The sequence below is a fragment of the Enterococcus sp. DIV1059_2 genome, from assembly GCF_051713685.1.
Lineage (GTDB): Bacteria > Bacillota > Bacilli > Lactobacillales > Enterococcaceae > Enterococcus_D > Enterococcus_D casseliflavus.
This window is the reverse complement of record NZ_JBIOQK010000001.1, coordinates 422,646-436,135: the sequence shown is the minus strand read 5'-3', so window position 1 is coordinate 436,135 and position 13,490 is coordinate 422,646. Positions and strand designations below refer to the sequence as shown.

Sequence of the window (13,490 nt, the reverse complement as noted above, 5' to 3'; positions counted from 1 at the left end):
CCTCGTAAAAAAAATTTGACTGCGATGGATATGCTACAATAATGACAACCACGAAATTGCCAGGAGGTGCCCCATGTATCTCGAACAAATCACTTTTCCCGATTAAGAGACCGAGTTTGATTTTTTCCTTTCCATCAAACGAACCGTTTATGATTCTTACTACCCTTTTCAGATTCTCAGTGCCCGCCTTTTTCAGCAGATCGATTTTGAGCCGGTCACGATCTTATATGGCGGCAATAGTTCTGGCAAAACCACCGCATTGAACGTGATTGCCGAAAAGATCCACGCGCAGCGCTTTGCTGCGTATAATCGCTCGAATTTTTTCGAGGACTACTTAGCCTACTGTACTACTGGCAGCATCGACGAACCGCAAGAAAAAGTACTTTTGACCAGCGATGATGTCTTTGATTACATGCTGGCTATTCGAAATTTGAATCAAGGGATCGATCATCGCCGAGAAGAAGTATTCCAAGAATACTACCAAGCAAAGTATGCGGACTTTCGTTTCACGGGTTTTGACGACTACCATGAATTGAAGAAAATCAATCTTGCACGATCCAACACACAGTCCAAATTCACCCGCAAGCACTTGATCGACAATGTCCGAGAATATTCCAATGGCGAAAGTGCCTTTCGTTTCTTTCAAGAAAAGATTCGTCCCAACAGCCTTTACTTATTAGATGAACCAGAAAATTCTCTTTCTGCTGAGCGTCAGCTGGAACTGGTGCAGTTACTGGAAGATTTTGTCCGCTATGAACAGTGTCAATTCATTATTGCTACCCATAGTCCTTTCGTTTTATCTTTAAAGGAAGCCAAAATCTATGATTTGGATCAAACGCCCGTCGATGTTCGGAAGTGGACCCAGTTAGCTAGTGTCCAGCAGTATCACCGCTTTTTTCAAACACACCAAGCCGAATTTGATGATCGATCATGAGCAAAGCAACCCAGTTTCCGCCAAAGATTTCTTTTGGTGGCTTTTTTCCGTCGCACTCACACAAAGACCAAAATCAAATTGATCAGCGCAATACAGAAGGCGACCACTCCCGCAATTTTGCCCCACTTGACTTCTGCTTGGTTATACTGATCGGAATGCCCCGCAATTTGAGAGGACAAAAAGTAGAACTTTTTAAAAACAAGCAAATACCCGGCTAAACCCCATAGTACGGCTAAGGCAAGATGGTTGATTTGGCTTGAAATGACCTGAGTCTGATGAAGCATCACCACCCCTACGACACTAACGACAAACCCCCATTTCATGAGATTGGCTTTAGTACGATTCATGCTCCTCCTCCTTTCTTTTAAAAATGCCAATGCATCAAAAACATTCATTTTCTATCTAAATTATAGCATAATTTGACTAAAAAAATAAAATCCAAGAACTCGTAAACGAATGTTCTTGGATTTTTATCAATCGAAAAAGATGATTACTTGCTGGCTAATCACCACCAGCAAAAATTTCTTCTTTATTATAAATCGGTGTATGTTTTTTCAAGTCTTCAAGGGTTCCTACTTGTCTCCCTTTGGAGTAAAAACCATCTAACAAGCCTAAAGATTGGAAAATCGTTTGCTTGTAGGCAATTTCCGCATTCCATTCCGTGGTATCTAGTATTTGCAAAGCTTTATGGATTGCTTCGATGCCAGATGCTCCTGGCGCACTGATCAGTACCCCATGACTGTTGAGGAGCAACATATTCGGTAAGGCGAGTTGTTCTTTTTTCATATAATCAGAAACTAATTCTGCTAATTCTGGTGAGCAATTAGGTTCAAAGTCTAGTACAGGAATATAGCCTATTTTTTGGGTCGCTTCCGTTAAGTTAGGCATATCCAATCCGGCGGTTGCCCAAAACATCGAGTGAGGAGAATGGGCATGTAAGACTGCTTTTATCGCTGGATTCGTATCATAAACCGCTTCGTGTAAGTTGATTTCTCGTGTCAGCTGTCCTACCCCATCAATCACCTTTCTCGTATGAGGCTCAACGACTAAAATCTGGGCTGGTGAGACTTCTCCTAAATAGGCTTCTGACATCATAGTTGGTGTCATAATAATGTATTCTTTTCCAGTTTCATCGGTTGTTTTAAAAGAAAAATTACCGCCTGCAACATTTGTATTCTTCCTGGTAAAAATCAATTTTACGATTCGTGCTAAATCTTCCCGTTCTCTTTCAAAAATCATCCGTCCATCTGACATATTCAAGACCACCTTTTTTATTTTTCAAACGTTTTGTTGCGTAAGATTGTTTGAACAGCTTCTCTTACTTTTGCTGCTTCTTCCTCTTTTTTCTTTTTCCGTTCATCATATTCTTTAAAAAGTACTGGACTGCCATATTTATACACACAGACTGCTAGACCAATCGCTACGACATTAAATAGGTACTGTTGTGTCACCAAAGCTAAGAGATAGCAGCCAATTGCTAGAAAAAGAAGCAATTGCCATTTTATTTTTTCGCTCTTTCCCATTCCTGTCGCCCTTTCCTTTTTTGAAAATATTAGCCATTCGTCGCACGCACTTGCGTCGATTGGGTCCCTTGTTCTTCATATCTTTGACTTGGTACCTTTACCTTACTCATATATTTATACAACCAGACAAACATTGCGATAAACACAACGGAACCGACGATACCCAAGATATTTCCTTTAAACGCTTCTGCAAATAAAATTCGAAATTCTGGTCCTTCGATCGAAGACCAAGTGATTTGCTGCCCTTTTTGTATTCCTTCTACTGCGCCGGTTCGATCTGCTAAGCCCGTTAAGATCGGCGTCAAATACGTAGCTGCATATAGATAGATTGGCATCGAAATAACCCCCATGATCAGCATACGAACCAAGTTTCCGCCGGTAAGCAATAATCCACCTACTGCGATCGAATAGTTAATGATTCCTGCTAAAGGCAACACAGCATTTCCTGGCAAGATGATGGCATAGCCAATAAATACAGGTACCAACAAGATAGCAGTGACCCAAATCTCAGAGCGACCAGCTAATACAGGCCAATCTAACCCAATGTAAACTTCCCGATCTTTAAAGCGTTTTTTCATCATTTCCGACATTGCATCAGCAAGTGGTGAAAGGGACTGCATAAACATTTTTGAGATCATTGGAAACAAAGCCATTGCCGTCGCGATTTGAATAGCTAAATTCAATGAACCTGACACGCCATAGGCTGCGGCTAACCCCAAGCCTAAGCCTATGAGAAAGCCCATCACCGAATTTTCAGAGAAGATGCCGATTTTCTTTTTTAAGGCTTTGGTATCGGCACGTCGATTAAAGAAAGGAATTTTATCCATAATCACATTGATCGGTAATAAAAGTACTGCTGAAATATTCATCAAGTGGGTCACTGTTACTAAAGGAATACCAGTCAAGTCCTCAATGTGGCGTTGGAACATATCCCCCATCTTAAGTTCCAAGATAACCTGTACGACGGCGGTGATAAACCCAGCAAGTAAACTCCCACTGATAAAGTAGACTAGATAGGCAGTCAGCGCTTTGCCCCATACATTCCACATATCAACATTCAACGTCTTGGTCCAGTTCAAAATCAACATGACAAAATTCACACCAAGAACGACGGCAAAGAAAACAAATGCATAAGACCATGACCAGGTGATACTTGCTGCTCCTGTCCAACCTAAATCTAGCGCAGGCAAGTTCAAGCCAGTATTTTTCGCCAATGCTTCGGAAGCTGGACTAACTGCATTTGACATAAAGCCGATGACCATCGACATCCCAGTAAAAGCAATACCTAACGTGATCGCAGACATAAAGGCTTTTTTGAATTTCATCCCTGCAACCAAGCCTAGGATTAAAATGATTAGCGGCACAAAAATAGCGGAACCTAAACCTAAAATATAATTGATAATGTCTTGAAATACTTGCATTTTTTTCACTTCTTTCTTTTGATAGGATGTTTTGTGCTAGCCAATCAATTCTTTGATTTCTTCATAAATCGTATCCATACCCATACCTGTAAGAAACGGAATTCCAGCAAAAACGTGTACACCTAGCTCAGCCGCTTTTTCCAATACTTCATCATCTGGCTGTGCAACATACACATAAATTCCTGTCGACGGCAATTCGTTTTGGATCGACTTGTAATCAACTGCTTCAACGGGGAAATCGATCCCGTCATCTTCAAGCATCCCAGCAATTTTACTTGCGATCGTTTGACTTGTTGCAACGCCACTTCCACATGCTACGATCAATCTTCTTTTCATCTTGAATCCCTCCAAAAATTTTATTTTGTATACTGTGTAACTAATTGATAAATTGCCTGTACTTCTTGTGTCCCAATGAATGCCTTTACAAATCCTTCATCCATAAATAATGCCATTAACGATTGCAGTAAGCCGACTTGCTCTTTTGGTTCTTTGATCCCTAGAAAAAAGAGATTCTTGACCTGCATTTCTTGACTGTCACCCATTTGCTTCATCTTCACCTCGTTTTTCAGACGCACGATCGCTATAAAAGGCTTTTCGACATACGCTGGTTCTGAATGAGGCAAGCCAATATTCAAATACTGTGTAATCAGCCCAGTTGGAAAGGCTTGTTCTCTTGCTAGTAATCCTTCTACATACTGTTCATTCACAAAACCTTGTTCCTGTAATCGTTTGGCTATCTCTTCAAATAGTTCTTTCAAATCCTCTCCTTCCACGTCGAGAAAAATCAGCCTTTCATCAAACATGCTCGTATAGCCCACCTATTCTTCCTCCTTGTTCAACTTTAATGATAAACATTGTTAAACTTTGTTACAATGTGTTTTACAATGTAAATATACAATAGTTAATTTTTCTTGTCAACGCTTTCTTTTCGTATTTTTTCCAAACTGATTATTTTTATCGATACATAAAATTATCAAACTTTAACAAAGATGAACATTTATCCTTGCTTTTTCCAAAAGTAAATGCTATTAATTAATGTATAAAGAAGACAGTTGAAAAAGAAACTTAAAAAAATCGTTAATCAACCAGAGGTGAAACTATGTTAAAGAAAGAACGGCAAGAAAAAATTCTAGCGCTAGTGAATCAGCACGATTACTTATCCATTGCAGAAATAGCCAAAACATTAGACGTTTCCGATATGACCATTCGTAGAGATATTACAGAGTTAGCGAATCAATCTTTATTGGTAAAAATCTATGGTGGCGCCCAAAAACTCGAAAAAATCGAACACGAGCTTTCTACTCAAGAAAAAATCGATACGAATGTTGCTGAAAAAAAATTCATCGGAAAAGTGATGAACAGTATCATTTCAGACAACGATACTATCTATATCGGTGCTGGAACTACGATGCTTCACGCTTTACCTGAACTAAAAAAAGCAAACTTATTCGTGATCACAAATAGTTTGCTTGCTTTTAATTATTTGATTTACAACACAGACTATCGTGTCTTATTGACAGGCGGAGAATTTTCCCGCACGACGGAAGAATTTTATGGGGAAACGGCAGAGAAGAGTTTTGAAAATCTAAATATCGATATCGCTTTTGCTGCTACAAATGGGATCTTTGAAAATAATATCACCACTGCGAATCTTGTTGAAGGCTCGATTCAACGAGTCGCTTTCAAGCATTCCCGCAAAAAATGCATCGTTGCGGATAGTTCCAAGTTTAATCGCTCCGACGTTTACACCTTTTACTCACTTTCAGATATCGACTATTTGATCACTGATGATAAACTTTCTGAGACTACTTTTGAGTATTATCGCTCCTTTACAGAGATCCTCAAGGAGGAACAAAAATGATTTTAACCATCACAATGAACCCTTCCATGGACTACAACTATTTGGTTCCTTCGTTGAAATTGGATCAAGTAAATCGGGTAGATAACCCACATACATCAATTGGGGGAAAAGGTATCAATGCTGGCAGAGTCATCGCACAATCTGGGGAAGACGTTTTATTGACAGGTATTTTAGGTGGACCTGTAGGCAAAACGATCCTTGATTCTTTACTAGCCGAAGAACGTTATGTATTGGATTTCCTAACCATCGATGGTAATTCTCGCAATGCGATCACGATCATGCATGACGGTAACACCCATACAGAGCTAGTAGAAAAAGGACTTTATCTATCGGAGAAAAACGAACAACTTTTTTACCAACACCTTGCAGCATTAATTGAACAACATCCCATCACGGTCGTCTGTATTTCTGGATCAGTAAATTCTGATAATGGGCATTTTCACGATCAATTGCTTCAATTCATCCGTAAGACATTAGGTGAGCAGGTACCAATCCTCATGGATATAGCAGGTGAACAACTAAAAAATTGTTTGACTCAAACGAATGCTCGTCCGAATTTTATTAAACCGAATCAACAGGAATTGGAAGAACTAATATGTCAAAAATTACATTCATCTCAAGACATTTTCTCTGTCTTAGAGAGCACTCTTTTCGAAGGAATCGACACCGTCATGGTATCTCAAGGCGGCGATGGGGCAATCGTTAAACATCAGTCGACTTTTTATAAGATTGAGATTCCTAAAATCGCCATCGTTAATACGACTGGCTGTGGCGATTCAACTGTTGGTGGCATGGCTGTTGCATTGAATAAACAGTATCCAATGGAACAAGCATTGACCTATTCGATGGCTTGTGGCATGTCTAATGCGCTTTCGAAAACAAACGGTACGATCGATCCTGCACAAGTCGCTGCATTTAGCGAACAGATCCACCTTTTCAAGATCAAAGAATAATCGGCTACCTATTTTTTGGTTCTCTTGATTACGCAAAACATTCGTTGGTACAAATATAAAAAGCCCTAGCTAAGTGCAACTGATTGGTTCAGTGTTCTTAGCTAGGGCAGATTGTGTTAGTGGTTAAACATATTGTAATTCTTTGGCTTCTTTGTAGGCTGCATCGATCAAACCGCCGCCCAAGCATTCCATCCCGTCATAAAAAACGACTGCTTGTCCAGGAGTGATGGCGCGTACTGGTTCGTCAAAAATCACTTCTGCTCGATCTCCATCTAATAGACGCACCGTTACCGGTACATCTTGTTGACGGTAGCGGAATTTTGCTGTGCATGAAAATTCCGTGCCGCGGTCTTGTTCTGTAGTAAAGTGGATTTGGCTTGCTTCCAAGCGATCTGCATACAAAGCGGGGTGATGGAATCCTTGTCCCACATACAAAGTGTTGGTCGCTAAGTCTTTTCCTACGACAAACCATGGTTCTTGAGTGGCACCGCCGCCGCCAATGCCTAAGCCTTGACGTTGTCCGATGGTGTAGTACATCAAGCCATCGTGTTGTCCTTTGACTTCGCCATCTAATGTAACCATATTGCCTTTTTTCGCTGGCAAGTAATTACTCAAAAATTGTTTGAAATTCTTTTCTCCGATAAAGCAGACACCCGTGGAATCTTTTTTCTTGGCTGTTGCTAGACCTGCCCGTTCAGCGATCGCTCGTACTTCTGATTTTTCCATGCCGCCTAGTGGGAACATGGTTTTGCTCAATTGTTCTTGTGACAATTGGCTTAAGAAATACGTTTGATCTTTGTTGTTATCCACGCCTCGCAACATATGGGTCACGCCGTTTTCATCAACGGTCACTTGCGCATAATGGCCAGTTGCTACATAATCGGCACCAAGATCCATCGCATAATCCAAAAAGGCTTTGAACTTGATTTCCTTGTTACACATGACATCTGGATTTGGTGTCCGTCCGGCACGGTATTCTGCAAGAAAATATTCAAATACACGGTCCCAATATTCTTTTTCGAAATTCACTGAATAATAAGGAATCCCTATTTGCGCAGCCACTTTGGCTACGTCTTTGTAGTCTTCTGTTGCGGTACAAACACCGTTTTCATCGGTATCATCCCAATTTTTCATAAAGATCCCGACAACATCATACCCTTGTTCTTTCAGCAAAAGTGCTGTTACTGACGAGTCTACCCCGCCACTCATTCCAACCACCACACGGGTGTTTTCGTTAGACATGATCGTTTCACCATCATTTCAATTATAGATTCTGAAATCATCTACGATTTGAAGGTCGCAACTTTTCAGTAATTTGCATTATACAACAAAACACAAAAAAGTTCACTGTTTGCTGTCTTTTCTTATAAATTCCTTGTTACTAGATAAGTTCTTCTTTCATCCGATCAACGCTGGGGCAATAACACATATGGATATGGAGAAACGCAAAATACGTTTGCAGCAAACGGGTGCGCTATTGCTTCTTTAGCGATGATCGATTCTTTTTGGACGGATCATCCGTCGAATCCTGACAAACTATTAAAGTGGGCTGGCGATCAATTTTATCTTCCCAAACAAGGAACGAGTTGGCAAATCTTTCCTCAGTTTGCCGAAGCTTTTGGTTACCAATTTGCCGATTTAGGAAGTTCCTTTGCGGCTGCCTATGAGAAAATGACACAAGGCATCCCCGTTGTGGTCTCGGTTCAAGCAGGAACCTTTACGACCTCCGGACATATCATGGTATTGGCTTTGAACAAAGAAGGAGCGATTCAAGTATTCGATCCTAATGATTCCCCCGAAAAAGCCCATTATGAGAAAAGCTATCCTAACGATGTCTTTCAAGCAGAAGGAATCCATTATTGGAGCTTTTGGCTTTGATGTTCTGATCGGCTGAAGCTGCAAAAACACGCCAGTTTTGCGACAAAAAAAGACTAGCCGAAGCTAGTCTTTTGCTTATCTTACTATTATTGAACGCGTGGTTCGTTGTTTTCTTGAATACGCGTCGTTGTTCGGTTGAAGGCACCTTTGGCTTTACGTGTTTGTTTTGACGCAAAGTCGCCAGTTGTTTCTGCCGCACTGCTTACTTTGTCTTGAACTGTTTCAGAGTCTTTTTCGAATTGTTCACGTGTTTTGACATCTGCTACGTTCACGTTTACTTCGATGACGTCTAAATTCGTCATTTTGTTGACTTGTGTTGAAACAACCTCTTTGATTTGGTCGTAGATCGTGGTCATGTCGCTGCCGTATTCTGCAACGATATCAAGATCGACTGCCACTTGTTTTTTCCCAACTTCAACGTTGATCCCTGAAGTCACATCATCGGTGTTGACTAATTTACCTGCAATATTTGAGAAGAAACCGCCATCGACTGTTAAGAGTCCGTCTACAGATTCTAATGCAATGCCTACGATTTTTTGAATCACTTTATCTTCGTAAGTTAATTCTCCTTTAACACCTGTTGTTGGTTTTGTTTGGTTTTCCATCGTACATTCCTCCTACTATAATCTTGATATAAATTAAACTAATAATGTTACCAAAGTTAACGGCGCGGTCTTTGAAATTGTTCAAAGAATCCGACTTCTTTGAGATAAAATCCCAGATACATACCTAGTGCCGTAAACAGCACCAGCAGTATGGTTTTCAAAAAGCCGATCGTTAGAAACAGGATCGCTAGGATCAAACCGAAACCTGCAAAGATAAGCGGGATCTTATAGTGGTAGAACCATTCACTCATACCTGTTCCTCCTAAACTACACGCGGCTGGTCATGGGCTGCTGGCGTTTCTTGCGTATCTTTTAAGACAACTTCCGTTTGGATATTGCTTTCGATACCGAAAAGCTGCTGCAGACTGCTGCTGATCTCACCAACCAATGCTTCTTGTTTTTGCGGGATGGCTGCTGTTTGTTTCATTTCTCCATCGATTTTTACGGATACTTTATTCTTGACGATTTTGATTTTTACGGATGGCTGATGGATGAAATCTGCTTGTTTCACCCGTTCAAGCACAAAATGCTCTAACGCCTTCTTCTGAATCACTAAATCGCCTGTCTTATGGGAAATGATCAAGCGGTCCGAACGTTTTGGATAAAACAAAACGACAAAGAGCGCGATCACGGTAAAAATGGCAAAGCCAACAGATAACCAAAAGAGCAGCATACTCATGGAAGATCCGACCCAAGGATATTCATCCAAAGGAATCAAGTAAACAGGCAATGAAGCCGCTTGCTGATTGGCGATGATCCCAAAATAAAAGACAAGTAAGAGTAAAAGCAATCCGATGATAAAAATCACTTTAGAAATCTTACGCATTGGCAACCTCCTTTACTGCTTTCTACTTAAAGCATACACATTTCTTAAATATCCATCAAATAATAACTCTTGGAATCGATTATTTTTTACATATAAAGTTTATTTTTATCAAAAAAATTTCCTTAATCAAAGCTTGCTGTCAAAGTCATCACAAAAAAATCAAGCCGCCCAAATCTGTTTGGACGCTTGCTTTTTTTGTTATCTGTTAACGAGCCAGCTTAGTAAGTTCTTGTTGTTTTGCATGATACAACACCGCCAGTTCATTTTCGGAAACTGGCCGACCAAAAGGACGCGGCTGTGGCAGAAACGCCAATTCTGGTGCATCGACTCCTACGTTGAGATTCTCAGCGATCGGTACACTGTGATGATGAATGTGCCCATGCAGATTGCGGCTGTTTTTGGTGATCCCCAGCAGCATAGGATAATGGGTCAGTATAAATTGCTGATGAGCAAACTTCAGCAAGACACCGACATCTTCAAACGCATACTTTTCGGCTCCAAAACAACCAGGATCATGCTTGCGCAAGTACGCAAAGAAAGCTCTGGTATCATGATTGCCTTTGATAAAAACGATTTTGCCCTGCAGCTGTGCTAACAGCGCAGCAATTTCTGGAAAGCCCGCTTCGTAATCAGGGTGCATCGCGACATCCCCTAAATGATAGACGACATCTTTATCCGCAACGACCTCATTCCAGCTGGCGATCATCGTTTCATGCATTTGCGTCACTGTCTCAAAGGGGCGTGGGGCAAAGTCATTGTCCCCGAGCAAGGCTGCATGAAAATAGTGGGTATCAGACGTAAAAAATTTCATAGTCGCTCCTTACCTTGGTGCTTTTTCTGTGATCAGCGTCTTTAAATCATCGCTAGCGGCTGCTTTTTCGTCGGTGCAGGAAACCGCGCATCGATTGCTGCCAATTCGCTTTGGGAAAAAACGATTTTGCAAGCTTCAATGTTCTGCAGCATATGCAGCGAGTCACTGGTTTGGGGGATCGCTAAGACGTGGGGTTGTCGAAGGGTCCATGCCAAAAGCAGCTGAAAGATCGTGCAGCCTTTGGCTTCTGCCAGCTCTTTCAACACTTCATCATTTTTGAAGTGGTGCCCTAGCCGATCGCCTTGAGCAATGGGTGAGTAGGCAATCACAGGAATCTCAGCCTCTGCCTGCCAAGGCAAAAGATCGTATTCGATCCCCCGGGCACCTAAATTATAGAGTACTTGGTTGGCGGCACATTGATCGCCGTTTTCTAACCGCAACAGCTCCTCCATATCTGCCACGTCAAAATTAGAGACGCCCCATGCGCGAATTTTTCCAGAGGCTTTGGCAGCTTCTAGTGCGTCAACTGTTTCTGCTAACGGCACATCTCCTCGCCAGTGGAGCAGATACAGATCAAGATAGTCGGTGCCTAAACGCGCTAAGCTGCGGTCTAAAGCTTTCGGCAATTCATCTGCGGAGGCATTCCAGGGATAGACTTTTGAAATCAAATAAAGATCCCCTCGTGTAAAGGGCTGGATCGCCTTGCCAACTAGCGTTTCTGCGTTTCCCTCGCCGTACATTTCTGCGGTATCGATGACAGCCGCTCCAGCTTTGATGCCCGCTTGCAACGCATCGATCTCGGCTTTTTCCTTGGCTGGGTCATCCCCCATATGCCAAGTCCCCATGCCGACGGCTAGCACTGATTGCTTGTTTAAGGTTCGTTTCATCTTGATTCCCTCTTTCTCGTCTTAACTCATCCTGTTCCTGCGAACACCTAGGGTTTGTTTTCTATAGTATAAAAAGAAACCGCCAAAGATACAAAAGAAGTGTATCAATCCCATGCCTGCTTGGCGGAGTGACACACTTCTTGCCCTTTGAATGATATAGCTGCTTTTGGCAAAAGCTTACGCTTTGACAAACAACCCGCGGCTGATAAAACCATCCATTAAAAAGTAAAATTTTTCTTGCAGCATTTTGTGCTGTTCATCTTTGAAAATGTTGACTGCTTTTAACCCATTGGCTGTCGTGATGGACATCTTGAAGGTTTGCAGATCTTTTGCAACAGTGATTTTTAATTTAAAGCCTTCTTTGCTTTGGGGTGTTGCTTCAAGGCCGCGAATCAATTGGAAGTTGCCGCCGTTCGTTTCTGTAAAGCCATTGTCCCGCAACGTATATTTTTTTGCTTCAGGAGCAATGCGGTATTGGGTTGCTGCGCCTAAAACGGTTGCTGTTGTTTCAAATGCCATGTTCTTCACCTCTTTAACATCATTTCTTTCATTATAAATAGTTTTCAGCGAGATTGCTAGCTGTTCTCCTACTTTTTCGTGGCTAAGACAGTTTCTGCTAATAGCTGAGCAAATGCTTCGATTTCCGCCAATGTGTTGCCATAGCCAAAGCTGACTCTGACCGATTCCCGAATAGCTGGATGCTCTTTGCCCACCATCGCTTCGAGCACATGGGAGGGCTCCACATTGCCCGCCGTACAAGCGCTGCCTGTCGAGATCGCAGCCCCTTTTAAGTCCAATTTCATCAGCAGCAAGTCACTGCTGACACCTGGGAAACGCAGATTCAAAATATGCGGCAATTTGTGTGCTGGATCACCATTCAACTGAACATCGACGCCTTGTGCTGCTAAGGTCTCCATCAGTACATCGGCAAACGTTTGATATTGTTCCGCCGCTGCTTGCTGCGCTTCGGGGGTATGCAAAGAAGCTGCTTTGGCCATTCCCATGATGGCTGCTAAGTTTTCCGTCCCTGCTCGCCGTTTTTCTTCTTGCTCGCCGCCATGGAGCAGCGCAGGCAGCGACAAGCCATCTCGTTTATACAAAAAGCCGATCCCTTTTGGTCCGTTGATTTTGTGAGCAGAAATGCTTAGAAGATCAATACTGTTTTCATTGATTTCAAGCGGGATCTTGCCATAAGCTTGCACGGCATCGGTATGAAACACGGCGGGATGTTCCCGTAAAAGGGCCCCAATTTCTGCAATCGGCAGCAAATTGCCCGTTTCATTGTTTGCCGTCATTATGGATACTAAAATCGTATCGGGACGTAAGGCAGCCTCAACTTCACTGACGGCCAATTGCCCCTTTTGATCTACGGGCAAATAGGTCACCTCAAAGCCAAAGCCTTCTAAATAGCGCATACTCTCAATGACCGCCGGATGTTCGATCTGGGTCGTAATGATATGTTTGCCTTGTGCTTGTTTGCTAAGGGCTGTACCGATGATTGCTGTATTATCACTTTCGGTACCACCACTATTAAAAATGATCTCATGTTCTTTGACTCCTAGCTGCTGAGCGATCGCTTGACGAGCCAATTCTAATTGGGTGTGGGCGTCTCGACCATAACGATGAATGCTTGATGGATTGCCAAAAAATGTCTGCATCGTTTCACTCATCACTTTGATCACTTCTGGATGCAGCGGTGTCGTTGCTGCATGATCTAAGTAAACCATTCTTTTCACCTATCCTTCATTACTGCCATTATAACAAATCTTCCTCAGACGTCTATCGTGAGTG

The 13,490-nt window shown here is 42.1% G+C and carries 17 protein-coding genes and 1 pseudogene; 4 read left to right on the top strand and 14 right to left on the bottom strand.

All coding sequences use genetic code 11. The annotated features are described in order from the left end of the window. Nucleotides 1–133: 133 nt before the first annotated feature. On the top strand, nucleotides 134–934 hold the full coding sequence (locus IGI72_RS02105; protein WP_438755052.1) for an AAA family ATPase: 801 nt from the start codon (nucleotides 134–136) through the stop codon (nucleotides 932–934). A gap of 56 nt (nucleotides 935–990) precedes the next feature. Here the strand turns inward: IGI72_RS02105 and IGI72_RS02100 are convergent, their stop codons facing one another. The 6 genes from IGI72_RS02100 to IGI72_RS02075 form a co-directional block, all read right to left on the bottom strand. Further along, the gene (locus IGI72_RS02100) at nucleotides 991–1,281 is read right to left on the bottom strand and encodes a hypothetical protein (protein ID WP_438752866.1); all 291 of its coding nucleotides are present in this window, start codon (nucleotides 1,279–1,281) and stop codon (nucleotides 991–993) included. A gap of 154 nt (nucleotides 1,282–1,435) precedes the next feature. Beyond that, entirely contained in the window at nucleotides 1,436–2,188 is a 753-nt protein-coding gene (locus tag IGI72_RS02095) for a class II aldolase/adducin family protein (protein ID WP_010748701.1), read from the bottom strand. 17 nt (nucleotides 2,189–2,205) lie between these two features. Beyond that, entirely contained in the window at nucleotides 2,206–2,457 is a 252-nt protein-coding gene (locus tag IGI72_RS02090) for a hypothetical protein (RefSeq protein ID WP_008376154.1), read from the bottom strand. Between the two features lie 29 nt (nucleotides 2,458–2,486). After that, nucleotides 2,487–3,878 (bottom strand): PTS galactitol transporter subunit IIC, encoded by a 1,392-nt coding sequence (locus IGI72_RS02085; RefSeq protein WP_010748700.1) that lies wholly within the window; start codon nucleotides 3,876–3,878, stop codon nucleotides 2,487–2,489. A gap of 36 nt (nucleotides 3,879–3,914) precedes the next feature. Continuing rightward, the gene (locus IGI72_RS02080; RefSeq protein ID WP_005227245.1) at nucleotides 3,915–4,214 is read right to left on the bottom strand and encodes a PTS sugar transporter subunit IIB; all 300 of its coding nucleotides are present in this window, start codon (nucleotides 4,212–4,214) and stop codon (nucleotides 3,915–3,917) included. 20 nt (nucleotides 4,215–4,234) lie between these two features. Beyond that, nucleotides 4,235–4,696 carry a PTS sugar transporter subunit IIA gene (locus tag IGI72_RS02075; protein ID WP_005227244.1) on the bottom strand — a complete coding sequence of 154 codons (462 nt, stop codon included), beginning with the start codon at nucleotides 4,694–4,696 and terminating at the stop codon, nucleotides 4,235–4,237. A 281-nt stretch (nucleotides 4,697–4,977) separates the two neighbouring features. Here IGI72_RS02075 and IGI72_RS02070 point away from each other — a divergent pair, with 281 nt between their 5' ends. Both IGI72_RS02070 and IGI72_RS02065 read left to right on the top strand, forming a co-directional pair. Then, entirely contained in the window at nucleotides 4,978–5,739 is a 762-nt protein-coding gene (locus tag IGI72_RS02070) for a DeoR/GlpR family DNA-binding transcription regulator (RefSeq protein ID WP_005227243.1), read from the top strand. Next, complete coding sequence (locus IGI72_RS02065; RefSeq protein WP_375813909.1) at nucleotides 5,736–6,692, top strand: 1-phosphofructokinase family hexose kinase; 957 nt, start codon at nucleotides 5,736–5,738, stop codon at nucleotides 6,690–6,692. The genes IGI72_RS02070 and IGI72_RS02065 overlap by 4 nt, the downstream gene beginning before the upstream one ends. 123 nt (nucleotides 6,693–6,815) lie before the next feature. Here IGI72_RS02065 and mnmA read toward each other — a convergent pair whose 3' ends face one another. Continuing rightward, complete coding sequence (gene mnmA / locus IGI72_RS02060; protein ID WP_026008140.1) at nucleotides 6,816–7,934, bottom strand: tRNA 2-thiouridine(34) synthase MnmA; 1,119 nt, start codon at nucleotides 7,932–7,934, stop codon at nucleotides 6,816–6,818. A 213-nt stretch (nucleotides 7,935–8,147) separates the two neighbouring features. Here mnmA and IGI72_RS02055 point away from each other — a divergent pair. Next, nucleotides 8,148–8,570 (top strand): annotated as a pseudogene (locus IGI72_RS02055) (C39 family peptidase); the annotation flags it as partial. Nucleotides 8,571–8,656: 86 nt separating this feature from the next. Here the strand turns inward: IGI72_RS02055 and IGI72_RS02050 are convergent. The 7 genes from IGI72_RS02050 to IGI72_RS02020 all read right to left on the bottom strand — a co-directional run bounded on the left by IGI72_RS02050 (nucleotide 8,657) and on the right by IGI72_RS02020 (nucleotide 13,426). Beyond that, nucleotides 8,657–9,175: an Asp23/Gls24 family envelope stress response protein gene (locus IGI72_RS02050; RefSeq protein WP_005227237.1), complete on the bottom strand. Its 519-nt coding sequence runs from the start codon at nucleotides 9,173–9,175 to the stop codon at nucleotides 8,657–8,659. A 56-nt stretch (nucleotides 9,176–9,231) separates the two neighbouring features. Beyond that, a complete protein-coding gene (locus IGI72_RS02045; protein WP_005227236.1) occupies nucleotides 9,232–9,426 on the bottom strand; it encodes a DUF2273 domain-containing protein in 195 nt (64 codons plus the stop codon). 11 nt (nucleotides 9,427–9,437) lie between these two features. After that, entirely contained in the window at nucleotides 9,438–10,001 is a 564-nt protein-coding gene (amaP, locus tag IGI72_RS02040) for an alkaline shock response membrane anchor protein AmaP (RefSeq protein WP_060792382.1), read from the bottom strand. Between the two features lie 205 nt (nucleotides 10,002–10,206). Next, a complete protein-coding gene (locus IGI72_RS02035) occupies nucleotides 10,207–10,812 on the bottom strand; it encodes a metallophosphoesterase (RefSeq protein WP_373192436.1) in 606 nt (201 codons plus the stop codon). Nucleotides 10,813–10,853: 41 nt separating this feature from the next. Next, complete coding sequence (locus IGI72_RS02030) at nucleotides 10,854–11,699, bottom strand: aldo/keto reductase (protein WP_074535344.1); 846 nt, start codon at nucleotides 11,697–11,699, stop codon at nucleotides 10,854–10,856. A gap of 177 nt (nucleotides 11,700–11,876) precedes the next feature. Then, complete coding sequence (locus IGI72_RS02025) at nucleotides 11,877–12,218, bottom strand: DUF1831 domain-containing protein (RefSeq protein ID WP_005232263.1); 342 nt, start codon at nucleotides 12,216–12,218, stop codon at nucleotides 11,877–11,879. A 68-nt stretch (nucleotides 12,219–12,286) separates the two neighbouring features. After that, nucleotides 12,287–13,426 carry a cysteine desulfurase family protein gene (locus IGI72_RS02020; protein WP_438752861.1) on the bottom strand — a complete coding sequence of 380 codons (1,140 nt, stop codon included), beginning with the start codon at nucleotides 13,424–13,426 and terminating at the stop codon, nucleotides 12,287–12,289. Nucleotides 13,427–13,490: the final 64 nt, after the last annotated feature.